Consider the following 25187-nt stretch of genomic DNA (forward strand, 5'->3'; position numbering starts at 1 on the left):
CGCCGCGGAGAAGGCGACAGGATCGCGAACTTGTTCGAAAAGGAGTGCGTCGGCGACGGCTAGCAGGGGGCAGTGGAGAAACCAGTGCGGGGCCGAATGTACCACCTGAGTTTCGGAGCGTCTAGCCCTGAATACGCAAAAAGCCCCGCAATTTGCGGGGCTTTTTTTCAGCGATTTACCGCGACGCTTAGATGTTGGCGTCGAGGAAAGCAGCCAGTTGCGACTTCGACAGGGCGCCGACTTTGGTCGCTTCAACGTTGCCGTTCTTGAACAGCATCAGCGTCGGGATACCACGCACGCCGTGCTTGGCCGGGGTTTCCTGGTTTTCGTCGATGTTCAGTTTGGCGACGGTCAGCTTGCCTTTGTAAGTCTCGGCAATCTCGTCCAGAACCGGAGCGATCATTTTGCAAGGGCCGCACCATTCAGCCCAGTAGTCGACCAGGACAGCGCCTTCGGCCTTGAGTACGTCGGCTTCGAAGCTGGCGTCGCTAACGTGTTTGATCAAATCGCTGCTCATGGAATTCTCCAGGTTGTAAGCAAAAAAACGTGGCCCATCATAGCCGCCCTTCCCTTGTTCAGGAAGCTGCAGTTGATTGAGTCTTGCTATGGCGCCCCATGAGTCTGGGTATAGCTCAAGTCACGCCGTGGCGGGGGCGATGAAGGCGATTCCGGTGCGCAAGGCTGCGTTGCGCACGTGCTCCTGCATGGCTTTCTGGGCGGCAGCGGACGACCGGCGGGCCAGGGCGCGGAGGATCTTGCGGTGCTCCTGCCAGGTTTCCATCGCCCGTTCGGCGCGGATGAACGGTAGTTTCTGGCTCTCGAGAAAGATTTCGGCGCTGGCGGTGAGGATGCTCAGCATCGCCTGGTTGCCGCTGGCCAGCAGGATGCGGCGGTGGAAGTCGAAGTCGAGTTTCGCCGCCGCTTCGAAATCACCCGCCTTCAATTGCTCGCGCATCGCGGCAACGTTGTCCTCCAGCGCATCCAGATCAAGCGTGCTCAGCGTGACCGCCGCCAGCCCGGCGGCAAAGCCTTCCAGCGCATAGCGCAGCTGAAAGATATCCAGCGGCGAAGCCTGTGCCGCAAAGGGCCAGCCTGGCGCCTGGCTGCCGTGCGGCAATTCCACCGGCGATTGAACGAACACGCCCTTGCCCGGCTGAATGCTGACCACACCGAGCGCACTCAGCGACGACAGCGCCTCGCGCAATGAAGCCCGGCTGACGCCCAACTGCAAGGCCAGGTCCCGTTGCGACGGCAACGCATCGCCCGCACCGAAACCCTGTTCGGTGATCAGTTTGCGGATGGCTTGCAGCGCCACTTCGGGTACGGCACGGGAGATCGAGTTCATGGTTTTCCAGACGAACCAGGCCAAGGTGCGGCTAGTTGTAAAGCTATTCGCTGACGCCGGCAAGTCGTGCCCCAGCAGGGTTCGGCGCCGTACACCAATGCGCTATCGGAGTGCGAAAAACAACCTGACTGTTCAGACCAGTAAGACCGAACAAATCCGCCAAAACCGCGGCCTGCGCGGGGGAAACCCGAGTATTGGCACGCCCCATGCTCTGTCCGATCGCAGAAATCACTTCCCGCCGATCCGGAGATTTGCCATGACCCTGCGTTACCGCGCCCTCCTCGCCGCCCTGTTTTCCAGCCTGTTGCTCAGCCAGATACCCGCCCACGCCGACGCGCTGGATGACGTGGTCAAACGCGGCACATTGAAAGTCGCCGTGCCCCAGGACTTCCCGCCGTTCGGCTCGGTCGGCCCGGACATGAAGCCCCGTGGCCTGGACATCGACACAGCGAAACTGCTGGCCGATCAACTGAAGGTCAAACTCGAACTGACCCCGGTCAACAGCACCAACCGCATCCCGTTCCTCACCACCGGCAAGGTCGATCTGGTGATCTCCAGCCTCGGTAAAAATCCGGATCGCGAGAAAGTCATCGACTTCTCCCGCGCCTACGCCCCGTTCTACCTCGCCGTGTTCGGCCCGCCTGATGCCGCCATCACCACGCTCGACGACCTCAAAGGCAAAACCATCAGTGTCACCCGTGGCGCCATCGAAGACATCGAACTGAGCAAAGTCGCCCCCGAAGGCGTGACCATCAAGCGCTTCGAAGACAACAACTCGACCATCGCCGCCTACCTCGCCGGCCAGGTTGACCTGATCGCCAGCGGCAACGTGGTGATGGTCGCGATCAGCGAAAAGAACCCGAAACGCGTGCCGGCGCTGAAAGTGAAGCTCAAGGATTCGCCGGTCTACGTCGGCGTGAACAAGAACGAGCCGGCGCTGCTGGGCAAGGTCAACGACATCCTGACCACCGCCAAGGCTGACGGCGCACTGGAAAAGAATTCACAGACCTGGCTGAAAGAGCCGCTGCCGGCCGATCTCTGATCGACTGCGCGGGAGACCTACATGGCTTATCAGTTCGATTTCATTCCGGTGCTGCAAAACACCGACCTGCTGTTGCGCGGCGCCTTGTTTACCCTGGAACTGACGGCCATTGGCGCATTCTTCGGGGTCGGCGTGGGCATCGTCGGCGCGCTAGTGCGGGCGTGGAACATCCGCCCGTTCTCGGCGATTTTCGGCGTCTACGTCGAGTTGATCCGCAACACGCCGTTTCTGGTGCAACTGTTCTTCATCTTCTTCGGCCTGCCGTCCCTCGGCGTGCAGATTTCCGAATGGCAGGCAGCCGTGCTGGCAATGGTGATCAATCTCGGTGCGTATTCGACCGAGATCATCCGCGCCGGCATCCAGGCGATCCCGCGCGGGCAACTGGAGGCCGCAGCGGCGCTGGCCATGAGCCGTTTCGAAGCGTTCCGCCACGTGGTCCTGCTGCCGGCGCTGGGTAAGGTCTGGCCGGCCCTGAGCAGCCAGATCATCATCGTCATGCTCGGGTCGGCGGTGTGTTCGCAGATCGCCACCGAAGAGTTGAGCTTTGCCGCCAACTTCATTCAGTCGCGCAATTTCCGCGCCTTTGAAACCTATGCGCTGACCACGCTGATCTACCTGTGCATGGCGTTGCTGATCCGCCAGTTGCTCAACTGGCTGGGGCGCCGCTATCTCACGAGGAGCAGCCAATGAGCGACTTCACCTTCTGGGACATCCTGCGCAACCTGCTCACCGGCCTGCAGTGGACGCTGGCGTTGTCGCTGGTGGCCTTCATCGGCGGCGGGATCGTCGGGCTGCTGATTCTGGTCATGCGCATTTCGAAAAGCCCGCTGTCGAGCAACATCGCCCGCACCTGGATCGAGCTGTTCCAGGGCACGCCGCTGTTGATGCAGCTGTTTCTGGTGTTCTTCGGCGTGGCACTGGCCGGGATCGAGATTTCACCGTGGATGGCGGCGGCGATTGCCCTGACGCTGTTTACCAGTGCCTATCTGGCGGAAATCTGGCGTGGTTGTGTCGAAGCGATTCCTCATGGCCAGTGGGAAGCCTCGTCGAGCCTGGCGTTGAATCCGCTGGAGCAACTGCGCTACGTGATCCTGCCGCAAGCCCTTCGTATCGCGGTGGCGCCGACCGTGGGCTTCTCGGTGCAAGTGGTCAAGGGCACGGCGGTGACCTCGATTATCGGCTTCACCGAACTGACCAAGACCGGCGGCATGCTCGCCAACGCCACGTTTGAACCGTTCATGGTCTACGGCCTCGTCGCCCTCGGCTACTTCCTGCTCTGCTACCCCTTGTCACTCAGTGCGCGCTACCTGGAAAGGAGACTGCATGCCTCTGCTTAGAATTTCCGCCCTGCATAAATATTACGGCGACCACCACGTGCTCAAAGGCATCGACCTCAGCGTCGAAGAAGGTCAGGTGGTGGCGATCATCGGCCGCAGCGGCTCGGGCAAATCCACCCTGCTGCGTACACTCAACGGCCTGGAGTCGATCAATGACGGGGTGATCGAAGTCGACGGCGAATACCTCGACGCTGCCCGCGCCGACCTGCGCAGCCTGCGGCAGAAAGTCGGCATGGTGTTCCAGCAGTTCAACCTGTTCCCCCACCTGACTGTGGGCGAGAACGTGATGCTCGCGCCGCAAGTGGTGCAGAAAGTGCCCAAGGCCAAGGCGGCCGAACTGGCGCGCAAGATGCTCGAACGCGTGGGCCTGGGGGAGAAGTTCGATGCGTTTCCGGATCGCCTCTCCGGCGGTCAGCAGCAGCGCGTGGCGATTGCCCGGGCGCTGGCGATGTCGCCCAAGGTGCTGCTGTGCGATGAGATCACGTCGGCGCTGGACCCGGAGCTGGTCAACGAAGTGCTCAGCGTGGTGCGGCAACTGGCCAAGGAAGGCATGACGCTGATCATGGTCACCCACGAAATGCGCTTTGCCCGGGAGGTTGGGGATAAGTTGGTGTTCATGCATCACGGCAAAGTGCATGAGGTGGGGGATCCGAAGGTGTTGTTTGCCAATCCGCAGACGGCGGAGTTGGCGAATTTCATTGGTACGGTGGAAGCGACAGCCTGAAGATCTTCTTAGGCAGTGATGCCCTCTTCGCGAGCAAGTTCGCTCCCACATTGGAATGCGCTCACCTGTGGGAGCGAGCCTGCTCGCCAATGGCCGCGCCGCGATCTCCAGACTTTCTGCGCTGAATCAAGGGTTTGAACCGTGCGCGTTGGCGCCAGCGTTTGATCGTGGCACGATGTCGGGGTTATCGACCGAGACCCCCTGACCATGCCGCAATCCCAAGCCAAGAATCTGTCCCTGATCGCCGCAATCGACCTGGGCTCCAACAGCTTTCACATGGTCGTGGCCAAGGCCCAGAACGGTGAAATCCGTATCCTGGAGCGCCTCGGAGAGAAGGTTCAGCTCGCCGCCGGCATCGACGATGAGCGCCATCTCAACGAAGAATCGATGCAGCGCGGCCTCGATTGTCTCAAGCGGTTTGCCCAACTGATCAACGGTATGCCGCTGGGCGCCGTGCGCATTGTCGGCACCAACGCCCTGCGTGAGGCCCGCAACCGTGGCGAATTCATCCGCCGCGCAGAAGAGATCCTCGGCCATCCGGTGGAAGTCATCTCCGGGCGTGAAGAAGCGCGCCTGATCTATCTGGGCGTCTCGCACACCCTCGCCGACACCCCGGGCAAACGACTGGTCGCCGACATTGGCGGCGGCAGTACCGAATTCATCATTGGGCAAAGATTCGAACCGCTGCTGCGCGAAAGCCTGCAGATGGGTTGCGTCAGCTTCACCCAACGCTACTTCAAGGACGGCAAGATCACCCCGGCCCGCTACGCCCAGGCGTACACCGCAGCGCGACTGGAGATCATGAGCATCGAGCACGCCCTGCACCGCCTGACCTGGGATGAAGCCATCGGCTCCTCGGGCACCATCCGCGCCATCGGCCTGGCGCTGAAGGCCGGCGGGCATGGCACGGGCGAAGTGAACGCCGAAGGCCTGGCCTGGCTCAAGCGCCGCCTGTTCAAACTCGGCGATGTCGACAAGATCGATTTCGAAGGCATCAAGCCTGATCGCCGGACGATCTTCCCGGCGGGCCTGGCGATTCTCGAAGCGATCTTCGACGCCCTCGAACTGCAACGCATGGATCACTGCGACGGTGCCTTACGCGAAGGCGTGCTCTACGACCTGCTGGGTCGCCATCACCACGAAGACGTGCGCGAACGCACCCTGACCTCGCTGATGGAGCGTTATCACGTCGACCTGGAACAAGCGGCGCGGGTCGAGCGCAAGGCGCTGCATGCCTTCGATCAAGTCGCAGCCGACTGGGAGCTGGATGACGGTATCTGGCGCGAACTCCTGGGCTGGGCGGCGAAAGTGCACGAAGTCGGGCTCGACATCGCTCACTATCAGTACCACAAACATGGCGCTTACCTGATCGAGCATTCGGACCTCGCCGGGTTCTCCCGCGAAGACCAGCAAATGCTCGCCCTGCTGGTACGTGGCCATCGCCGCAACATTCCCAAGGATAAATTCGCCGAGTTCGGTGACGACGGCGACAAGCTGATTCGCCTCTGCGTGCTGCTGCGCTTTGCGATCCTGTTCCACCACATCCGGGGCACCCAGGCGATGCCGCAGGTGGCATTGCACGCCAAGGGCGACAGCCTTGATGTGGAATTCCCGGAAAACTGGCTGGATGAAAACCAGCTGACTCAGGCGGATTTCGGGCTTGAGGCCGAGTGGCTGACGCGGGTGGGGATTGTCCTCACCGTTCACTGAGTTAAATCTCAGGTGCAAAAAAGGCGATCCTTCTGGATCGCCTTTTTTATTCGGTTCGACTTGGGGCGGAGGTTAACCCTCACCCCAGCCCTCTCCCGAGGGAGAGGGCGCCGATCTCCGCTGGCTTCAAGGCCTGAGTTCGACTCGGTAGCTCAGGTCGACGTATAGCTCGAAACACCTCGGTCAGTCCCCTCTCCCGATGGGAGAGGGTTAGGGTGAGGGGCTTTTGACTTTCAAGGCCTCAACTGCTCACCGGCAAAATCGGGCTGCCCAGACGTTCCAGCAACGTCGCCTGCGCACTGCGCGGGTTCTGATTACCGGTTGGCGTGTTGCGGATGTAACGGCCATCCGACTGCAGGCTCCAGCTGTGGGTGTTGTCGGTCAGGTACAGCTCCAGCTCTTTCTTGACGCGGGTCAGCAGCTTCTTGCCTTCGACCGGGAAGCAAGTCTCGACGCGCTTGTCGAGGTTGCGCTCCATCCAGTCGGCACTGGAGAGGAACATTTGCTCCTCGCCACCGTTGAGGAAGTAGAACACCCGGGTGTGCTCGAGGAAGCGGCCGATGATCGAGCGCACGTGGATGTTGTGCGAAACCCCGGCGATGCCCGGCCGCAGGCAGCACATGCCACGCACCACCAGATCAATGCGCACGCCGGACTGGCTGGCCTTGTACAGCGCGCGGATGATCTTCGGATCGGTCAGCGAGTTGAACTTGGCGATGATGTGCGCCGGTTTGCCGTCGAGGGCAAACTGCGTCTCGCGGGTGATCATGTCGAGCATGCCCTTCTTCAGGGTAAACGGCGCATGCAGCAGCTTTTTCATGCGCAGCGTCTTGCCCATGCCGATCAACTGGCTGAACAGTTTGCCGACGTCTTCGCACAGGGCGTCATCGGAAGTCAGCAGGCTGTAGTCGGTGTACAGACGGGCATTGGCGGCGTGGTAGTTACCGGTGCCCAGGTGTGCGTAACGCACAATCTCGCCGGCCTCGCGACGCAGGATCAGCATCATCTTGGCGTGGGTCTTGAAGCCAACCACGCCGTAAATCACCACCGCACCGGCCGCTTGCAGACGGCTGGCCAGTTGCAGGTTGGATTCTTCGTCGAAGCGTGCGCGCAGTTCGATGACCGCGGTCACTTCCTTGCCGTTACGCGCGGCGTCCACCAGCGCATCGACGATCTCGGAGTTGGCGCCGGACCGGTACAGGGTCTGGCGCACCGCCAACACATGCGGGTCTTTCGCCGCTTGACGCAGCAGGTCGACCACCGGGGTGAACGACTCGAACGGGTGCAGCAGCAGGATGTCCTGTTTGCTGACAACGCTGAAAATGTTCTCGCTGTTCTGCAGCAGTTTCGGGATCTGCGGGGTGAACGGCGTGTATTGCAGCTCCGGATGGCTGTCCAGACCGGTGATGCTGAACAGGCGGGTCAGGTTGACCGGGCCGTTGACCTGATACAGCTCGGTCTCGCTCAGGTTGAACTGCTTGAGCAGGTAGTCCGACAGGTGTTTCGGGCAGGTGTCGGCCACTTCCAAACGCACCGCATCACCATAGCGACGCGAGAACAGCTCGCCACGCAGGGCGCGCGCAAGGTCTTCGACGTCTTCGGAATCGAGCGACAGGTCGGCGTTTCGGGTCAGGCGGAACTGGTAGCAACCCTTGACCTTCATGCCTTGGAACAGGTCGTCGGCGTGGGCGTGGATCATCGACGACAGGAACACATAGTTGTCGCCAGCGCCGCCGACTTCTTCCGGCACCTTGATGATCCGTGGCAGCAGACGCGGCGCCGGTATGATCGCCAGACCGGAATCGCGACCAAAGGCGTCGATACCTTCCAGCTCAACGATGAAGTTCAGGCTCTTGTTCACCAGCAACGGGAACGGGTGCGTCGGGTCGAGGCCGATCGGGGTGATGATCGGTGCGATCTCGTCGCGGAAATAACGACGTACCCAGGTTTTGATCTTGGTCGTCCAGTGGCGGCGACGGATGAAGCGCACCTGGTGCTTTTCCAGCTCCGGCAACAGGATGTCGTTGAGGATCGCGTACTGACGGTCAACGTGGCCGTGGACCAGTTCGCTGATCCGCGCCAGCGCCTGATGCGGCTGCAGGCCGTCGGCACCGGCCTGTTCACGGGCGAAGGTGATCTGCTTCTTCAGGCCGGCGACGCGGATTTCGAAGAATTCGTCGAGGTTGCTGGAAAAGATCAGCAGGAACTTCAGCCGCTCCAGCAACGGATAGGACTCGTCCAGCGCCTGTTCCAGCACGCGGATGTTGAACTGCAGTTGCGAAAGCTCGCGGTGGATATACAGGCTGCTGTCATCCAGGCCCGGGATCGCAATCACTGGCGCCGCCGCGACGGTTTCGGTGACCGGCGCCGGTGGCGCAGGCTCCAGTTCCGGCGGGGTTTCGGTGATTTGTTCCACCACCGGCTGAGCTTCTTTTACTGCAACTTCTGTGAGTCCTTCGGTATTCATCGAATGTTCCTGGGAGGGCTATTTCTGCTCTCGTAACAATTGAGCGGCGCGGACAGCAAAGTAAGTCAGGATGCCATCAGCGCCGGCACGTTTAAAGGCGGTCAGTGATTCGAGAATCACCGCCTCGCTCAACCAGCCATTCTCGATCGCCGCCATGTGCATGGCGTATTCGCCGCTGACCTGATAGACGAAGGTCGGCACTTTGAAGGCATCTTTTACCCGGAAAAGAATGTCGAGGTACGGCATGCCCGGTTTGACCATGACCATGTCCGCGCCTTCAGACAAGTCGGCGCCGACTTCGTGCAGCGCTTCGTCGCTGTTGGCCGGGTCCATCTGATAAGAAGCCTTGTTCGCCTTGCCGAGGTTCGAGGCCGAACCGACTGCATCGCGGAACGGGCCGTAATAGGCGCTGGCGTACTTGGCCGAGTAGGCCATGATCCGCACGTTGACATGGCCGGCGACTTCCAGCGCTTCGCGGATCGCCTGAATGCGACCGTCCATCATGTCCGACGGCGCAACCACCTGGGCACCGGCTTCGGCATGGGACAGGGCCTGACGGACCAGTGCGTCGACAGTGATGTCGTTCTGCACATAGCCGTCTTCGTCGAGGATGCCGTCCTGACCGTGGGTGGTGAACGGGTCGAGCGCGACGTCGGTGATCACGCCCAGCTCCGGGAAGCGCTCACGCAGGGCGCGGGTGGCGCGCTGGGCGATGCCTTGAGGGTTCCAGGCTTCAGCGGCGTCGAGGGATTTGAGTGCTGCAGGCGTGACCGGGAACAGGGCCAGCGCCGGAATCCCCAGTTCGACCCATTTCGCCGCTTCTTCGAGCAGCAGGTCGATGGTCAACCGTTCCACACCCGGCATCGAGGCCACGGCTTCGCGGCGGTTTTCACCGTCGAGCACGAACACCGGCAGGATCAGATCATCGACCGTCAGCACATTTTCCCGCACCAGCCGACGCGAAAAATCATCACGGCGATTGCGGCGCAGGCGGGTGGCTGGGAACAAACGGTTGGCAGGGGTAAAGCTCACGGCAGACTCCTGAGCCCGCGCAAACGGGCGAGCGTGACAGTTATAGACGGCCATTATGACGAACAGATTACAGTTGTGCGTGCCCCGTGACATGTAGCCGCATTCCATTGTCAGTGTAGGAATTGTTCACGTCGAGACACATTTGGACACTTTCCTGAATGTGTACGAAGGGTTAGGCTGCGCGTTCATTTCGCCAGCACCCAGACAATGCTCCAACAATTTCTGCATGACTTCGGCTACTTTGCCTTGTTCCTCGGCACGTTCTTCGAAGGCGAAACCATCCTGGTGCTCGCGGGCTTCCTCGCGTTCCGTGGATACATGGACATCAACCTGGTGGTCGTCGTGGCGTTCTTCGGCAGCTATGCCGGCGATCAGCTGTGGTACTTCCTGGGGCGCAAGCACGGGCGCAAATTGCTCGCGCGCAAACCGCGCTGGCAGATGATGGGCGACCGCGCGCTGGAGCACATTCGCAAGCACCCGGACATCTGGGTCCTGAGCTTCCGCTTCGTGTATGGCTTGCGCACGGTAATGCCGGTGGCGATCGGTCTGTCGGGTTATCCGCCGGGACGTTATCTGCTACTCAACGGCATTGGCGCGGCGATCTGGGCCACCGCGCTGGCTGCGGCGGCTTACCACTTCGGCGCGGTGCTGGAAGGTATGCTCGGCAGCATCAAGAAATATGAACTGTGGGTGCTGGGTGCGCTCTTGTTGCTGGGCGTCGGCCTGTGGCTGCGCCGCCGCTTCAAGAATGCGCGGCTGGCCAGGCAGGTTTATGCCGACGAGCAAGCCGCAAAAGCTGCGCAGTTGCATCAGGCCGAGCAGGCCAACGCTGCCGAACCCAAGCCGCCAACCGAGTGACTCACTGGCGGCAAGCATACAGCCCGACACCACTGAACAGGCTACAACCGGACTGAACGACTCTTTCAGTCGGGAATGTCACTCATCCCACCTGCTGTAACGGATTGCCGTTCGCCAGCGGCGTTCTCACGCCCAGAATCAGCCGCTCCTTACGCAACAGACCATCCCGAATAATGAACACCCCGGCGTTGTTGCGATCCATGTAGTAAGCGTTCCATGCAGGTGCTGCCGCACTTGAGCCTATGGCAACGCACGGCAAATTAGTGGACATTGAGCGCCATGAATCTGGAGAGAACCCCATGAGCAAAAAAGTTGCAGTGATCCTGTCCGGCAGTGGCGTATACGACGGCGCCGAGATCCATGAAAGCGTCATCACCCTGCTACGCCTGGATCAACGCGGCGCGCAAGTGCAGTGCTTCGCCCCGAACATCGCGCAATTGCATGTGATCAATCACCTGACCGGCGAAGAAATGCCCGAAACGCGCAACGTCCTGGTGGAGTCGGCACGGATCGCCCGGGGCAACATCAAGGACATCCGCGAAGCCGACGTCGATGACTTCGACGCGCTGATCGTGCCTGGCGGTTTCGGCGCGGCGAAAAACCTCTCGAACTTCGCCGTCGAAGGCGCCGGCTGCAGCGTCCAGCCGCAAGTGCTGGAACTGGCCGAGGCGTTTGCCGAGGCGGGCAAACCGGTTGGTCTGATGTGCATCTCGCCAGCGCTGGCGGCGAAGATCTACGGCCCGGGCGTGACCTGCACGATCGGCAACGACGCCGACACGGCGACCGCGATGAACAAGATGGGCGCCACCCACGAAGACTGCGCGGTGACGGAAATCATCGAAGACAAGGCGCGCAAACTGGTGACGACCCCGGCTTACATGCTGGCCCAGAACATCAGTGAAGCGGCTGCGGGGATCAATAAACTGGTCGACCGCGTCCTCGAACTGACCCACGAAAATGATGCCTGACGCGTTCTGATGCCGGAGTGAGCCTGCTCGCGATGGCGGTGTATCAGGCAACATATCTGTTGAATGACCGACCGTTATCGCGAGCAGGCTCACTCCTACAAGGGGATTTGTGCAGGGCTTAAGGCTTGCGGGTCAGGCGCGTGAGGATACGGTCCAGCGCATTGGCAAACGCCTGCTTCTCGCGCTCGCCGAATGGTGCCGGGCCGCCGCTGATCTGGCCCTGCTCGCGCAGGTCGGTGAACAGGTTGCGCACCGCCAGCCGCTCGCCCATGTTCTGCGCATCGAACTCCTTGCCCCGCGGGTCCAGCGCCGCCACCCCCTTCTTCACCAGACGATCGGCCAGCGGAATATCGCTGCAGATCACCAGTTCACCGGGCACCGCGTGCTCGACCAGATAATCGTCCGCCGCATCCGGGCCACTCGGCACCACGATCAATTTGACGATCGCCAGCCCCGGTTTGGTCTGCGGTTGCCCGGCCACCAGCACCACTTCGAACTGGCGCTTGAGGGCGAACTTCACCACCAGATCCTTGGCGGCCCGAGGGCAGGCGTCGGCATCAATCCATACACGCATGTTTTTTTCCTCTTTTAAAAGCATCGCGGGCAAGCCACGCTCCCCCAAGGTTAACGCTAACCTCTGGGAGCGGGCTTGCCCGCGAATATGAGCGCAGCGAATGCTCTTAAGCAGTCATCCGCTTCTTCTCGGACATCCGGCTCCGCCCATACAACACGGCAATCGCCAGAATCGCCAGCGCCTGCGCCGTCAGCGAATAGGCATCGGCATGAATGCCCAGCCAGTCGAAGTCGAAGAACGCCACCGGACGCGTGCCGAAGATCCCGGCTTCCTGCAACGCCTTCACGCCATGCCCGGCGAACACCACCGACAACGCGCAGAGCAGACCGGCGTTAATGCTGAAGAACAGCGTCAGCGGCAGTTTCGCCGAGCCGCGCAGGATCACCCAGGCCAGACCGACCAGCAGCACCAGCGCGGTGGCACCACCGGCCAGCACTGCGTCATGCCCGGCGGGGCCTGCCTGCAACCACAGGGTTTCGTAGAACAGGATCACTTCGAACAATTCGCGGTACACCGAGAAGAACGCGAGGATTGCGAAGCCGAAACGCCCGCCGCCGCCCACCAGACTCTGCTTGATGTAATCCTGCCAAGCTGCGGCGTGGCGACGGTCATGCATCCACACGCCGAGCCACAACACCATGACACTGGCGAACAGTGCCGTCGCGCCCTCGAGCAACTCACGCTGCGAGCCGCTGACATCAATCACGTACGCGGCCAGCGCCCAGGTGCCGAGACCGGCCAACAGCGCCAGGCCCCAACCGATGTTGACGCTGCGCACCGCCGACTGCTGGCCGGTGTTACGCAGAAACGCGAGGATCGCCGCCAGTACCAGAATCGCTTCCAGACCTTCGCGCAGCAGAATCAACAGGCCGGAAATGAAGCTCAGCGACCAGCTCAAGCCATCGCTGCCGAGTAACCCGGCGGACTCCTTGAGCCTGGCCTTGGCGGCATCCAGACGCTGTTCGGCCTGCTCGACCGGTAAACCGTCCTGCAACGACTGCCGATACGCCATCAGGGATTTTTCGGTGTCTTTGCGCACAGTGGCGTCGACGTTATCCAGCGAGCTTTCGACCAGCTCGAAACCTTCCAGATAGGCCGCCACCGACAGGTCATACGCCTGATCGTGGTCGCCGGCACGATACGCCGCGAGACTCTTGTCCAGAGTCGCAGCGGTGTAGTCGAGCAACTGCGCCGGGCCACGCTTGACCTGCGGCGGCTGCGCGCGCTGGGCGCGGAAGGTTGCGGCGGTTTGCGCACCTTCGGCGGCCTGTACTTCGGCCGGGGTCTGGCGGGCCAGATCGGCGATGTTGTAGGTCTTGTCGGATTTGGCCGCTGCCGGGTCGGCACTGAAGCCGGCGATGTAGGTCGCCAGGTCCCAGCGCTGACGGTCATCCAGTTGATCGGCGAAGGCCGGCATGTCGGTGCCTTCGACGCCCTGACCGAGGGTGCTGTAGATCGCGTACAGGCTCAGGTGATCCATCCGTGCGGCATCGCGCAGATTGGCCGGTGCCGGCGACATGCCGAGACTCGCCGGGCCGTCGCCGGCCCCGGTTTCACCGTGGCAAACCGAGCAGTTTTGCGCGTAGAGCGGCGCGCCGCGGATCGGATCCGGCGTAATGATCGGTGCCTGGCTGACTTCATACGCCACCGCCAGTTGTGCCCCCAGTTGCCGGGCCTGACGGGCGACTTCGGCGCCGTCCTGTTTGGCGCTGATAGCGGCGTGCAGAGCCGCGACGCCTTGCTCCAGCGCCGCCTTCTCCGGCTTGACCGGCATGCCGGCGATCAGGCCTTGCAGCATCTGGGTGAATTCCAGTTGTTCGCGGTATTCGCCGTCGTCGACAACCTTGCCCGCCGCCACCGTCGGCGGGTAGTCCGCACTGATGTAATCGAGCAAGTGCAGCGCCTGCGGGGCGCCTTCCACGGTATCGGCGAGCAGATTGAAGCTGCTCAAGGCAAGCAACGGAAACGCCAGCCAGGCCAGGAAACGGGACGCGGCAGTCATGAAGAATTCTCAAATGGAAATGCGAAGTTACATATTGTTCACTTCGAACGCCTTTCACTCAAGCTTTGTCGACGGAGAACCGCTTCAGCGCACTGGCATCGACGCGTTTCGGTAGTGTTCGAGCATGAATTCGACAAACACCCGCACCTTGAGCGCCACGTGTCGGGCATGGGGATAGAGCGCGTAATAGTGGCGCTGACCGAGGCTGCAATTGGGCAGGATCTGCACCAGCCGCCCCGCCAGCAGGTCATCCAGCACCGTAGCCCGGGTGAACGCGGCAATGCCGACACCGGCCAGCGCCGCAGCGTGCAACGAGCTGATCGAGTCGGCCTTGAACCGGCCTTGCGCGCGCACGCTGCTGGTGCCCCCACGCGCATCGGTCAGCAGCCAGTCGCTGCCGCCGGCAAACGCCAGTAACTGATGTCCGGTCAGCTCGCGCACCTGACGGACCAGGCCATGACGGGCGACGTAGCCCGGTGACGCCACCAGCAACATGTCCGAAACGGTCAGCAGGCGCGCCACCAATGACGAGTCGGCCAATGGCCCGCAGATGCGTAACGCCACGTCGAAGCCCTCGGCGATCAGGTCGACGAAGCGGTCATCGCAGGACAGGTCCACCTCGATCTCGGGATAGCGCTGTTGAAACACCGGCAACCAGTGCGCCAGCTCCAGCGTACCGATGACCATCGGCGCGCTGATGCGCAGCACACCGGTGGGGCTTTCGTGAGACTGCCCCGCTGCCAGCGCAGCCTGATCAAGACGTTCGAGAATGTCCACGCACGCCGCGTAATACTGCTGCCCCGCCGTGGTCAGGCTGAAACGGCGGGTATTGCGGTTGATCAGGCGCGTGCCGAGTTCGCTTTCCAGTTGCTGCAACTGCCGGGAGATGGTCGAGTGGGTGGTGTCGAGTCGCTCGGCAGCGGCGCTGAATCCGCGACACTCGACAATGCAACAAAAGGCGCGCATGGCTTGCAGTTGATTCATCGAGAGTCCCCGACTTGTTGATCGCTGAGCGCGCAAGCCTAGCGTAATGCTTACCCACCCGGCAGCAGCAAAGCGCCCCTATAATGCGTCATCCCCGTGCTTTTGCCGTTCAAGGAAGAACCCGTCTCCATGCGCCATTGTCTGCCGTTCTGCCTGCTGCTCAGCCTCATCGTGCAACTGAGCGGTTGCGCCGCTTATCGCAATTACGATCAGGAAATGCAGCAGACTATCGACCAGATGGCGCAGGGCAATCTGAACGAAGCGCTCTACCTGATGGAGCTGCACAATCCTTGGGAAGACAAGGATCTGCTGTATTACCTGGAACGCGGCGCGATTCTCAGCGCCGGCACCAACCTGCCAAAAAGCCAGGAAGCCTGGCGCAGTGCCGACCGGATGATTTTCCAGCGTGAAGAGACCACCCCCTCAGCCCCAATCAAACTGCTGACCCGCTTCGGCAACGAAATGGGCACGATGCTGGTCAACGACAAGCTGCTGCGCTACGAGGGCTACGACTACGAAAAAGTCATGCTGACCACCGAGATGGCGCTCAACCAACTGGCGGAAAACGATTTCGACGGTGCCCGGGCCGACATCAAGAAAACCCACGAGCGCGAAACCCTGATCGCCCGCCAGCGCGAAAGGCAATACGAAGAAGCTGAAGAGCAAGCCAAAAGCCAAGGGATCACGCTGCATTACAAAGACTTGCAAGGCTATCCGGTGACCATCCTCGACGCTCCGCAAGTCATCGCGCTGAAGAATGGCTACCAGAGTGCGTTCAGTCATTATCTGGCCGGCTTCACCTATGAAGCCTTGGGCGAGCGTACGCTCGCGGCACCCGGCTATCGACAAGCGATCGAATTGCGCCCGGGCCTGCGGTTTCTCGAAAACGCTCTGCGCAATCTGGACAAACCCGGGCCGGCAGCCGATGAAAGCGAGATTCTAATCGTGGTCCAGGCCGGCTTCGCCCCGGCACGCAGTTCGGTGCAAGTGCCGATCCCGGTGCGCCTGAACGAAAACCTGACGATTGTCGCCCCGATTTCGTTCCCGGTGATGGTGCCCGACACGCTCACACCTCCGGTTCCAAGCGTGCTCGTCGACGGTAAACAATACCCGCTGACGATGATCAACAGCGTCACGGACATGGCCATGCGCACCTTGCGCGATGACATGCCGGCGATCATTTCCCGCGCCATGTTCCGCGCCAACATGGCCGCCATCAGCCAGGCGCAAAAGAACGAACGCGATCCGGCCAAGGCTTCGCTGGTGGTGACCGATCACGATCCTTTCGAGGAAGCTGACACACGAACCTGGCGCACACTGCCGGATAAAACCCTGGTCGCCCGTCTACGCCTGAAAAAAGGCCTGCACCGCGTGCGCTTTCCGTATTTTCGTGCAGAAGACGGGTTCACGGTACGCGTCGACCAGAACCATCAAGTGTTCAATCTGCGGGTATTCATGGGCAAAAACTATTTCGTGGGTTCCGCACTGGTCCTGCCTGAAACGCCATGAACGCAGGACGATTGATAATGCTTAGAATGATGGCACCAAACTAACAAGTGCGATTAAAAAGCTATTACATAGCCAGCACCGCCCGCCTATAATGCCGCGCCTTCGTTATTGCAATCAGGCATTAAAGCTCCTCTTGTTATGAGGAATTGGCAGGAGGCCAGCGCCACTGTCGATGGGTCACCTCAGCCCGACCAGCATTCGCGGCTGCATTTACTCCAGGGAAGAAGTACCCCCATGGCATTCCGCGCCCCCACTCTGATCGCGCTCAGCGCCATCACCCTGCTATCCGGCTGTTCAGCGTTTCGCAACTACGACTCGGAACTGGCCCAGACCAACCAGCAACTGGCCAGCGGCAACGTCGATGCCGCCCTGACCCTGCTGGAAAAGAACAACACCGGCCCCGACAAGGACCTGCTCTATTACTTCGAGAAAGGTGAATTGCTGCGCGCCAAAGGCGACCTGTCCGGCAGCCAGAACGCCTGGACCAGCGCCGATCAGGTGGTCGGGCAGTGGGAAGATGCGGTCAAGCTCGACAGCGCCAAATACCTGGCCCAGTTCGGCAGCTTCATCGTCAACGACAAAGTGCGTCGCTACGAGGGCTACGACTACGAAAAAGTCATGCTGACCACGCAGATGGCCCTCAACCTGCTGGCGGTCAATGACTTCGACGGCGCCCGCACCGCGATCAAGAAGACCCACGAACGTGAAGCGGTGATCGCCGACCTGCGCGACAAGGAATACCTGAAAAGCGAAGAAGAGGCCGAGAAAGAAGGGATCAAGACCCAGTACAAGGATCTGCAGGGTTACCCGGTCGCCAGCCTCGATGCGCCGGAAGTGGTCAGCCTGAAAAACAGCTACCAGAGTGCGTTCAGCCATTACCTGGCCGGTTTCGTCTACGAAGCCCTGGGTGAAAAGGATCTGGCTGCACCGGGCTATCGCAAAGCGGCCGAACTGCGGCCGAACACACCGTTGCTGGAACAGGCACTGGTCAACCTCGACAAGCCGTCCAAGTCTGACGACAGCGACATCCTGATCGTGGTGCAAAGCGGCCTGGCGCCGTCGCGCGACTCGATCCGCGTGCCGCTGCCATTGCCGATTTCCAACAACGTGGTGATCACTCCGCTGTCGTTCCCGATCATCAAGCCTGACACCTCCACTGCGCCGTTCGCGCAGATCGGCGTCGATGGCCAGCAAGTCAACCTGACCGCCCTCAACAGCACCACCGCCATGTCCCGCCGCGCCCTGCGCGATGACATGCCGGGGATCATCGTGCGCACCACCGTGCGCGCAATCACCAAAGGTGTGGCGCAGAAGAAGATCAACGAAACCAACCCGCTCGCGGGTCTGGCCGTGGGTATCTCTTCAGCTGTGCTGGAAGGTGCCGATACCCGTACGTGGCGCACCCTGCCGGACAACACCCAGGTGGTGCGTCTGCGCTTGAAGAAAGGCGAGCACCAGGTCAGCCTGCCGAGCGCCGTGGGCGGTTCGGTGGTCAAGGTCACCGTCGACCAGCGTTATCAGGTGATCAGCCTGCGCGCCGTGGGCAATCAAGTATTCGCCGGTGGCATCGCCGCCCACGTGATCCCGAGCGCCGGCGCGACCAACGTCGCCAGCCTCAAACAACCTTAAGAACGGAGTCTTTGCATGCGCTTCAAACTCATCGCCGTTGCCGCCCTCGCCGTCCTGGCCAGCGGCTGCGCCACCCCGCCACCACCGGAGCCGGGCAGCGCCGCGAGCAAAGTCGTGGCCATGGGGCCGCAGAAACACATCGTCGTCGGCGCCATGCGCGTCGCCCGCGAAAACGGCTTCATGACGGTCAATGTGCAGTTGAGCAACACGCTCAACAGCAACAAGATTTTCTACTACCGCTTCGCCTGGCTTGGCGCGGAAGGCTTCCCGATCGCCGAGGAAGAAGTCTGGAAAAGCCAGATGATGTACGGCGCCCAGACCAGCTTCATCCAGGGCATCGCGCCGACGCCGAAAGCCGTGGATTTCCGTCTGGAACTCAAGACGCCTTAAGTCCGCCACCCTATTTCTGTTTGAGAGAGCATTCCCATGTTTGCACGCTTTTCCTGCATCGCCGTCCTCGCCCTGCTGGCCTCCGGTTGCGCCAACACTTCGCCGACCCTGGGCAGCAAGAACATCAGCTACGGCGACACCAAAGCGGTTGAAACCGTGACCAACGAATTCGGTTCGACCGACCTGCAAATGATTGCCGAGTCGATGACCCGTTCCCTGGCCCAGTCCGGCATCCTGCAGGGTCGCCCGGTGGTTCAGGTCTACGACGTGAAGAACAAGACCAGCGAGTACATCGACACGCGTGAGATCACCACCAGCATCAAGACCCAGTTGATGAAAACCGGCGTGGCCCGTTTCGCCAGCGACAACAACGCCATGCAGAGCCAGGTTGACCAGCTCAAGCTGCAAAACCAGAGCGGCCTGTACAAGAAAAGCACCGTGGCCAAGACTGGCAACATGGTTGCCGCCAAGTACCGCATCGAAGGCTCGATCAGCTCGATCGTCAAGCGCAGCAGCGACTACAAGGACGTCTTCTACAAATTCAGCCTGCAACTGATCGACGTCGAAAGCGGTCTGGCCGAGTGGATGGACGAAAAAGAGATCCGCAAAACCACGGAGCGTTAATCAATGCGCACATGGATTGGCATGATGGCCCTGGCTTGCGCGTTCAGCGTGCAAGCGGCCCCGAAAGTCGCGGTGACGGATCTGGCGTATCAGGAGCGCGTGGAGCAATACATCCACATCGTTTCAGCGCAGAGCAATTACCGCGAGGGTTATTACAGCTCCAGTGGTTCTTCGAACTACAACGAGCTGGAAGCGACCACCAGCTACATCGAACAGGGTGAACTGCGTAAATTCACCGGCGACATCAAGGGTGAAATCCTGCGCACCGGCATGTTCCAGCTGGTGCAGGGCACGCCGTACACCGCGTCGTCCAAGGGTGACATTTACGACGTGATCAAGCGCATCAAGGCCGGCAACTTCAAGGGTGCCGACTATGTGCTGTTCGGCACCGTATCGGACATCGACTTCACCCAGGACATGAACGAGCTGGCGCACACCGACAGCTATTCGGCGGTGCTGGGCCTGACGCTGGTGGCGGATTTCAGCCTGATCAACACCAAGACCTACGAGATCACCTCGGCCTTCACGGCGATGGGTGAAGCGCAGGACACCAAACTGGTGAACGGCCGCGACATCAAGATCTCGCTGAACCGTCCTCGGGTGGTGCGTGAGGTGTCGAAAGCGCTGGGGGAAGACGTGGCCGGGCAACTGAGCATGCAGCTCGGTGGTGGTGGCTACGAGCAGCCGCGCGAAGCACCACAGCGCAACAATCTGCCGCGTGATACCGCGCCGGTGATTTTGCACTGAGCCGGATCTGAGGCCTTTGTGGCGAGGAGCTCTGTGGCGAGGGGATTTATCCCCGTTGGGTCGCGAAGCGGCCCTCGCTCTTGATTCAAGAAGATGGGGACTGCTGCGCAGTCCAACGGGGATAAATCCCCTCGCCACAAAAGCTCGCTTGCCCCGATGTCTCGGTAGAAATGAAAAAGGCGACCTCACGAGGTCGCCTTTTTTCTGCCTGGAAGGTTTACGCCGCCGCTTTGCGCAACGTTGCCATAAACGCCGCTGCACCGATGAACAGCCCGGCAAACGTGCGGTTCATGCGCTTCTGCTGCTGCGGTGTACGCAACAGGCGCAGCACCTTCGACGCCAGCCCGGTGTAACCGGCCATGACAATCAGGTCGACAAAGATCATCGTCACACCAATCACCACATACTGAATCAGCAACGGCGCATGGGGATTGATGAACTGCGGCAGCACCGCCAGCATGAACACCAGGGCCTTGGGGTTGCTGATGTTCACCAGAAAGCCGCGGAACACCAACGCCAGTGGCCGGCCGATCGGCCGTACCGCCGCGTCATCGCTCATGTCCATGGGCAGCGCACGCCATTGCTTGATAGCCAGATAAACCAGATACGCCACACCGAACCATTTGATCGCATGGAACGCGGTGGCCGAAGCAGTGAGGATCGCACCGACACCGGCGCCGACAATCGCAATCTGCACAGCCAGGCCGATTTGCAGGCCGAGGGCGTTCCAGTAGCCGCGCCAGAAACCGTATTGCAAACCGCTGGACATCGACGCAATGGCGCCCGCACCCGGGGAAAGGCTGATCACCCAGCAGGCGGCGAAAAACGCCAGCCATGTTTGTAGCTCCATCGCACACCTCGACTCATGCTCGTGACAAACGTCAAAGCTAATGCGGTTTGGGGCGGATGACTACCGATTTTTACGGTGGGAGCGGGCTTGCCCGCAAAGGCTTCAGATCAGATGTCCGGGGAATCTATTTTTCGAAACCGCTGGAAGGAAACACATCGCTGCCGCGCCAGCGCCGCACCGAACGCTGGAAGAACAGGCTGTTCGGCACCTGCACCATCGCACTACCGGTGCCCAGTTCTTCAGCCTCGATCAACGTGGTGTAAAGCAGATTGATCGCCACCACCCGGCCTTTGACGCCTGGTTTGTCAGTGGTATCGACCAGCTCGACCACATCGCCCAGGCGAAACGGCCCGACGGTGAAGATCAGGATCGCGCACAGCAGGTTCGACAGCACACTCCACATCGCGAAGAACGCCACCGCCGCCACCGCGACGAAACCCGACAGGGCCGTCCACAACACGGTGGCCGACACCCCGAGGCGTTCCAGCACGAAGATCAGCGCGCTGCCCATGATCAACCAGCGCAGCGCGCCACGCAGCGGCATCAGCAACTGCGGCGGGAACGGATAGCGCTCACCCAGTCGGGTCAGGCCTTTGGCGACGAAGCGCTGGGCCAGATAACCGGCCAGCAGGATCAGCAGAATCTGCACGCCAAACCAGACCGGCTCGACCCACTCCGCCGGCAGCGGCAGTTTGAACGCTTCCATCAGGACAGCGCCTCCAGCTCCGCCTGCATGCTTTCCAGCGTCTCGAGCGCTTCCATCCAGGCTTCTTCCAGCTCGGCTTCGCGCACTTTCAGCTTGGCTTGTTCGGCCAGCAGATCACGCAATTCGTTCTTGCGCGCCGGCTCGTAGATGTCGCTGTCGCCGAGGCTGGCGTCGACCTTGGCGAGTTTCTCGTGAAGCTTGCCCAGCTCGGCTTCGAGCTTGTCGGCTTCACGCTTGTGCGGTGCCAGTTGCTGACGCAACGCCGCCGCGGCCTGACGCTGAGCCTTCTTGTCGGTCTTGTCCGGGTTGACCGGGGTGTTGCTGACCGGCGCGTTGCGCTGACGGTATTCCACCAGCCAGCGGGCATAATCTTCGAGGTCACCATCGAACTCTTCGACCTTGCCGTCAGCGACCAGGTAGAAATTATCTGTGGTGCTCTTGAGCAAGTGACGATCGTGAGACACCACCAGCACCGCGCCGCTGAATTCCTGCAGTGCCATGGTCAGCGCCAGGCGCATTTCCAGGTCCAGGTGGTTGGTCGGTTCGTCGAGCAGCAACAGGTTCGGTCGCTCCCAGGCGATCAACGCCAGGGCCAGACGCGCCTTTTCGCCACCGGAGAAATTCAGTACGGGTTCGTCGATGCGCGCGCCACGGAAGTCGAAACCGCCGAGGAAGTCGCGCAGGGTCTGCTCGCGCTCGGTCGGCGCCAGACGCTGCAGGTGCAGCAGCGGGCTGGCCTTGGCGTCGAGCGAGTCGAGCTGATGCTGGGCAAAGTAGCCGACCACGGTGTTTTCGCCACGGGTCAGGCGCCCGGCCAGCGGCTCGAGCTCACCGGCAAGATTCTTGATCAGAGTCGATTTACCCGCGCCGTTCGGCCCGAGCAGGCCGATCCGCGCCCCCGGGGTCAGTTGCAGCTTGACCTTCTCGAGGATGGTTTTGTCGCCATAACCCAGACGCGCATCGGACAGGTCGATCAGCGGGCTGGAGATCTTGGTCGACTCGCGGAAGACGAAATCGAACGGCGAATCGACATGGGCCGCCGACAGTTCTTCCATGCGCTCCAGTGCCTTGATCCGGCTCTGCGCCTGACGGGCCTTGGTGGCCTGGGCCTTGAAGCGGGCGATGTAGCTTTCCATGTGCGCACGTTGCGCCTGCTGCTTCTCGTAGGCCTGTTGCTGCTGGGCCAGACGCTCGGCACGCGCACGTTCGAACGCGGTGTAGCCGCCACGATACAAGGTCAGTTTGCGTTGATCGACGTGAGCCACGTGATCGACCACTTCGTCGAGGAAGTCACGGTCGTGGGAAATCAGCAACAAGGTGCCCGGGTAGCTTTTCAGCCACTCTTCGAGCCAGATGATCGCGTCGAGGTCCAGGTGGTTGGTCGGTTCGTCGAGCAGTAACAGGTCCGACGGGCACATCAGCGCCTGCGCCAGGTTCAGACGCATCCGCCAGCCACCGGAGAAATCGCCGACCTGGCGATCCATCTGCTCGTTGGTGAAGCCGAGCCCGGCCAGCAACTTGCGAGCGCGTGCGTCAGCGGTATAACCGTCGGCGCTGTCGAGTTCGGCGTGCAGACGCGCCAGAGCGGTGCCGTCGTGGGCCTCTTCGGCCACGGCAAGGTCACGCTGCACTTCGCGTAGACGCAGGTCGCCATCGAGCACATAGTCGACCGCCAGACGCTCGAGAGTGTCGACCTCCTGGCGCATGTGCGCGATCCGCCAGTCGGCCGGCAGCAGGCAATCGCCCGAGTCCGGATGCAACTCGCCGCGCAACAAGGCGAACAGGCTGGATTTGCCGGCGCCGTTGGCACCGATGAGGCCGGCTTTGTGGCCGGCGTGCAGGGTCAGCTCGGCGTCTTCTAGCAGACGTTGCGGGCCACGCTGTAAAGTCAGGTTCTGAAGTCGGATCATAATGGCGGCGGAGTCTACCAGCTTCGCTCACAACTGGCGCGAGTAGCACGATGTCCTCTGACCTGTGGAGCTTTTCCCTTGCCACCTACGCCCGCCCGGGTGTGGAAGACGCTTGCCTGCAATTGCAATCGACGGGGGCCAATGTCTGCCTGCTGCTGTGCGGTTTGTGGCTGGAACAACGCGCAATTGCCTGCAACGAACAACGCGTGCAGCAACTGCAAATGCTGGTGGGTCCCTGGGATATCGAGGTGGTGCAACCGCTGCGGGCATTGCGCATGCAATGGAAAACCCTGGCGGCGGAAGATCCGGTGCTCAAGGGGTTGCGCGAACAGATGAAGGCGCTGGAACTGGAGGCCGAACGGCATCTGTTGTGGCAGCTGGAGCAGGTGACTCAGAACTGGCCGCAGGCACTATCAGCGTCGAATGAGTGGCTGGAAAGCCTGATGGGCGCCAGCCCGAACCGCGACGCGCTGCAAGTGCTGCGCGACGCGGTCACCCGCGCTTAGGAAGCGCTGGTTGGGTTGCTGGTGACGCTCGACGCAGCGGCCGGCGTTGGCGCAGTCGTGGTGGTCGAGGCCGTAGCGGCCGGCGCAGCGGTCGCTGGCGAGGTTGCCGGTGCGGCAGGCTTGGCCGCTGGAGCCGTGGCCGGTTTGGCGGCAGCTGGTTTGGCGGCAGCTGGTTTTTTCGCGGCTGGTTTTGCGGCTGGTTTTGCGGCCGGCTTGGCAGCAGGTTTAGCCGCAGCAGGCTTGGCGGCAGTCGCTGCCGGTTTGGCTGCAGCAGTTGGCTTGGCTGCTGGTTTGGCAGCGGCCTTCACAGCGGGTTTTGCCGCGGGTTTTGCCGCAGGCTTCGCGGCCGGTTTCGCGGCGGCTTTGGCAGCAGGACGGGCGGCTGCAGTTTTGGCGGCAGGCTTGGCAGCCGGTTTTGCCGCAGCGGTTTTGGCAGCCGGTTTGGCAGCGGCGGTTTTCGCCGGAGCGGCTTTGGCAGCGGCTGGTTTAGCGGCAGCTGGTTTTGCAGCGGTGGTTTTAGCAGCCGGCTTCGCAGCGCTGGCCGCAGCCGGTTTTTTCACAGCAGGTTTGGCAGCCGCTTTCACGGGTGCTTTTGCAGCAACTTTAGCCGCCGGTTTGGCAGCAGCCGTTTTCGCTGGCGCCTTGGTTGCAGCAGGTTTAGCTGCAGCAGGTTTGGCTGCAGCAGGTTTGGCTGCGGTTTTCTTCGCCGGTGCTGCTGCGGGTTTGGCTGCACGGGAAGTCAGCACTTTACCCACTGCCTCCTGGACGCGACCCACACCCTGGGCCAGTTTCAGGCTTTCCTGAGCATCGCGCTTGAGTTGCAGAATGTAGCTGCGAGTGTCGGACTGACGCTCTTTTAAAGCATCGAGCAGGTCTTCCAGTTCTTTCACCGCAGCCTTGGCTTTGTTCTGTGCCTTGGCTTTACCGGCAGTGGCTGCGTCCTGCAATTTGGTGCGGGATTTGTGCAGTTTTTCTTGCGCCTTGCCGCGTTGCTTTTCCAGTTTGGCGAGCAGTTTTTCAGCATCAGCCAAGGCTTGGGAGCAAGCGTTTTCCAGATGCTCGAGCAGGCTGCCCGAGAGTTGTTGGAGTAAGTGCAACGGAGTATTTACAGGCTTCTTGGTGGCCGACATGGTTTACCTCCTGGCTGACGTGGGTGCGGCTCATACTAGACCTCTGCAGTTACCGCCGCTAGGGCATCTTGACAGTATCGTTTGCGTTGCGTTGCACCGAAGCGAAAATGTTCTGCGCAAAGGCAAAAGCAGTTCACCGTTGC

24 protein-coding genes are annotated in these 25187 nt (G+C 61.3%); 13 read left to right on the forward strand and 11 right to left on the reverse strand.

Annotated elements, in window-relative coordinates:
• Positions 1-187: 187 nt before the first annotated feature.
• On the reverse strand, positions 188-517 hold the full coding sequence (trxA, locus tag HV782_RS28085) for a thioredoxin TrxA (protein ID WP_003206727.1): 330 nt from the start codon (positions 515-517) through the stop codon (positions 188-190).
• Positions 518-637: 120 nt separating this feature from the next.
• Positions 638-1345, reverse strand: a complete 708-nt coding sequence (locus HV782_RS28090) for a FadR/GntR family transcriptional regulator (protein WP_186744064.1) — start codon at positions 1343-1345, stop codon at positions 638-640.
• Between the two features lie 256 nt (positions 1346-1601).
• Between HV782_RS28090 and HV782_RS28095 the strand changes: the two genes are divergently transcribed.
• The 5 genes from HV782_RS28095 to ppx all read left to right on the forward strand — a co-directional run bounded on the left by HV782_RS28095 (position 1602) and on the right by ppx (position 6158).
• Positions 1602-2387 (forward strand): transporter substrate-binding domain-containing protein, encoded by a 786-nt coding sequence (locus HV782_RS28095; protein ID WP_186744054.1) that lies wholly within the window; start codon positions 1602-1604, stop codon positions 2385-2387.
• Positions 2388-2408: 21 nt separating this feature from the next.
• On the forward strand, positions 2409-3077 hold the full coding sequence (locus HV782_RS28100) for an amino acid ABC transporter permease (protein WP_128613828.1): 669 nt from the start codon (positions 2409-2411) through the stop codon (positions 3075-3077).
• On the forward strand, positions 3074-3724 hold the full coding sequence (locus tag HV782_RS28105) for an amino acid ABC transporter permease (protein WP_123469729.1): 651 nt from the start codon (positions 3074-3076) through the stop codon (positions 3722-3724). The genes HV782_RS28100 and HV782_RS28105 overlap by 4 nt, the downstream gene beginning before the upstream one ends.
• Positions 3711-4448: an amino acid ABC transporter ATP-binding protein gene (locus HV782_RS28110; protein ID WP_095186877.1), complete on the forward strand. Its 738-nt coding sequence runs from the start codon at positions 3711-3713 to the stop codon at positions 4446-4448. Before HV782_RS28105 ends, HV782_RS28110 begins: the two co-directional genes overlap by 14 nt.
• Before the next feature lie 207 nt (positions 4449-4655).
• Positions 4656-6158 (forward strand): exopolyphosphatase, encoded by a 1503-nt coding sequence (gene ppx, locus HV782_RS28115; protein WP_128613826.1) that lies wholly within the window; start codon positions 4656-4658, stop codon positions 6156-6158.
• Between the two features lie 241 nt (positions 6159-6399).
• Here the strand turns inward: ppx and ppk1 are convergent, their stop codons facing one another.
• Both ppk1 and hemB read right to left on the reverse strand, forming a co-directional pair.
• The gene (gene ppk1, locus HV782_RS28120) at positions 6400-8625 is read right to left on the reverse strand and encodes a polyphosphate kinase 1 (RefSeq protein WP_128613825.1); all 2226 of its coding nucleotides are present in this window, start codon (positions 8623-8625) and stop codon (positions 6400-6402) included.
• Between the two features lie 18 nt (positions 8626-8643).
• Entirely contained in the window at positions 8644-9657 is a 1014-nt protein-coding gene (gene hemB / locus HV782_RS28125; protein WP_128613824.1) for a porphobilinogen synthase, read from the reverse strand.
• 207 nt (positions 9658-9864) lie between these two features.
• Between hemB and HV782_RS28130 the strand changes: the two genes are divergently transcribed.
• Positions 9865-10515: a DedA family protein gene (locus HV782_RS28130; RefSeq protein WP_123469737.1), complete on the forward strand. Its 651-nt coding sequence runs from the start codon at positions 9865-9867 to the stop codon at positions 10513-10515.
• 299 nt (positions 10516-10814) lie between these two features.
• Positions 10815-11483, forward strand: a complete 669-nt coding sequence (gene elbB, locus HV782_RS28135; RefSeq protein WP_123469739.1) for an isoprenoid biosynthesis glyoxalase ElbB — start codon at positions 10815-10817, stop codon at positions 11481-11483.
• A 118-nt stretch (positions 11484-11601) separates the two neighbouring features.
• Here elbB and HV782_RS28140 read toward each other — a convergent pair whose 3' ends face one another.
• From HV782_RS28140 to HV782_RS28150, 3 genes are all read right to left on the reverse strand, one after another.
• Positions 11602-12057, reverse strand: coding sequence for a YaiI/YqxD family protein (locus HV782_RS28140; protein WP_098966204.1), 456 nt, complete (start codon positions 12055-12057; stop codon positions 11602-11604).
• 106 nt (positions 12058-12163) lie between these two features.
• Positions 12164-14059 (reverse strand): FTR1 family protein, encoded by a 1896-nt coding sequence (locus HV782_RS28145; protein ID WP_186744051.1) that lies wholly within the window; start codon positions 14057-14059, stop codon positions 12164-12166.
• Positions 14060-14143: 84 nt separating this feature from the next.
• Complete coding sequence (locus tag HV782_RS28150) at positions 14144-15043, reverse strand: LysR family transcriptional regulator (RefSeq protein ID WP_186744049.1); 900 nt, start codon at positions 15041-15043, stop codon at positions 14144-14146.
• Positions 15044-15172: 129 nt separating this feature from the next.
• Between HV782_RS28150 and HV782_RS28155 the strand changes: the two genes are divergently transcribed.
• The 5 genes from HV782_RS28155 to HV782_RS28175 all read left to right on the forward strand — a co-directional run bounded on the left by HV782_RS28155 (position 15173) and on the right by HV782_RS28175 (position 19942).
• The gene (locus tag HV782_RS28155; RefSeq protein WP_186744047.1) at positions 15173-16552 is read left to right on the forward strand and encodes a COG3014 family protein; all 1380 of its coding nucleotides are present in this window, start codon (positions 15173-15175) and stop codon (positions 16550-16552) included.
• Between the two features lie 234 nt (positions 16553-16786).
• Positions 16787-18181 carry a COG3014 family protein gene (locus HV782_RS28160; protein ID WP_123469746.1) on the forward strand — a complete coding sequence of 465 codons (1395 nt, stop codon included), beginning with the start codon at positions 16787-16789 and terminating at the stop codon, positions 18179-18181.
• A gap of 15 nt (positions 18182-18196) precedes the next feature.
• Entirely contained in the window at positions 18197-18571 is a 375-nt protein-coding gene (locus HV782_RS28165; RefSeq protein ID WP_186744045.1) for a YcfL family putative periplasmic lipoprotein, read from the forward strand.
• Positions 18572-18607: 36 nt separating this feature from the next.
• Positions 18608-19195, forward strand: coding sequence for a penicillin-binding protein activator LpoB (lpoB, locus tag HV782_RS28170; RefSeq protein ID WP_123469750.1), 588 nt, complete (start codon positions 18608-18610; stop codon positions 19193-19195).
• 3 nt (positions 19196-19198) lie between these two features.
• Positions 19199-19942: a penicillin-binding protein activator LpoB gene (locus HV782_RS28175; protein ID WP_123469752.1), complete on the forward strand. Its 744-nt coding sequence runs from the start codon at positions 19199-19201 to the stop codon at positions 19940-19942.
• A 217-nt stretch (positions 19943-20159) separates the two neighbouring features.
• On the opposite strand, the gene HV782_RS28180 is transcribed toward HV782_RS28175, so the two are convergent.
• The 3 genes from HV782_RS28180 to HV782_RS28190 form a co-directional block, all read right to left on the reverse strand.
• The gene (locus HV782_RS28180; RefSeq protein ID WP_123469754.1) at positions 20160-20792 is read right to left on the reverse strand and encodes a LysE family transporter; all 633 of its coding nucleotides are present in this window, start codon (positions 20790-20792) and stop codon (positions 20160-20162) included.
• A gap of 124 nt (positions 20793-20916) precedes the next feature.
• Entirely contained in the window at positions 20917-21498 is a 582-nt protein-coding gene (locus HV782_RS28185; RefSeq protein WP_123469756.1) for a mechanosensitive ion channel family protein, read from the reverse strand.
• Positions 21498-23408, reverse strand: a complete 1911-nt coding sequence (locus tag HV782_RS28190; protein WP_123469758.1) for an ATP-binding cassette domain-containing protein — start codon at positions 23406-23408, stop codon at positions 21498-21500. Before HV782_RS28190 ends, HV782_RS28185 begins: the two co-directional genes overlap by 1 nt.
• Before the next feature lie 50 nt (positions 23409-23458).
• Here HV782_RS28190 and HV782_RS28195 point away from each other — a divergent pair, with 50 nt between their 5' ends.
• Complete coding sequence (locus HV782_RS28195; protein WP_186744043.1) at positions 23459-23914, forward strand: TIGR02444 family protein; 456 nt, start codon at positions 23459-23461, stop codon at positions 23912-23914.
• On the opposite strand, the gene HV782_RS28200 is transcribed toward HV782_RS28195, so the two are convergent.
• Positions 23911-25044, reverse strand: coding sequence for an AlgP family protein (locus HV782_RS28200; protein ID WP_186744041.1), 1134 nt, complete (start codon positions 25042-25044; stop codon positions 23911-23913). The two genes, HV782_RS28195 and HV782_RS28200, sit on opposite strands and share 4 nt — an antisense overlap.
• Between the last annotated feature and the right edge of the window lie 143 nt (positions 25045-25187).

The sequence above is a fragment of the Pseudomonas monsensis genome, assembly GCF_014268495.2.
GTDB classification, from domain to species: Bacteria; Pseudomonadota; Gammaproteobacteria; order Pseudomonadales; family Pseudomonadaceae; genus Aquipseudomonas; species Aquipseudomonas monsensis.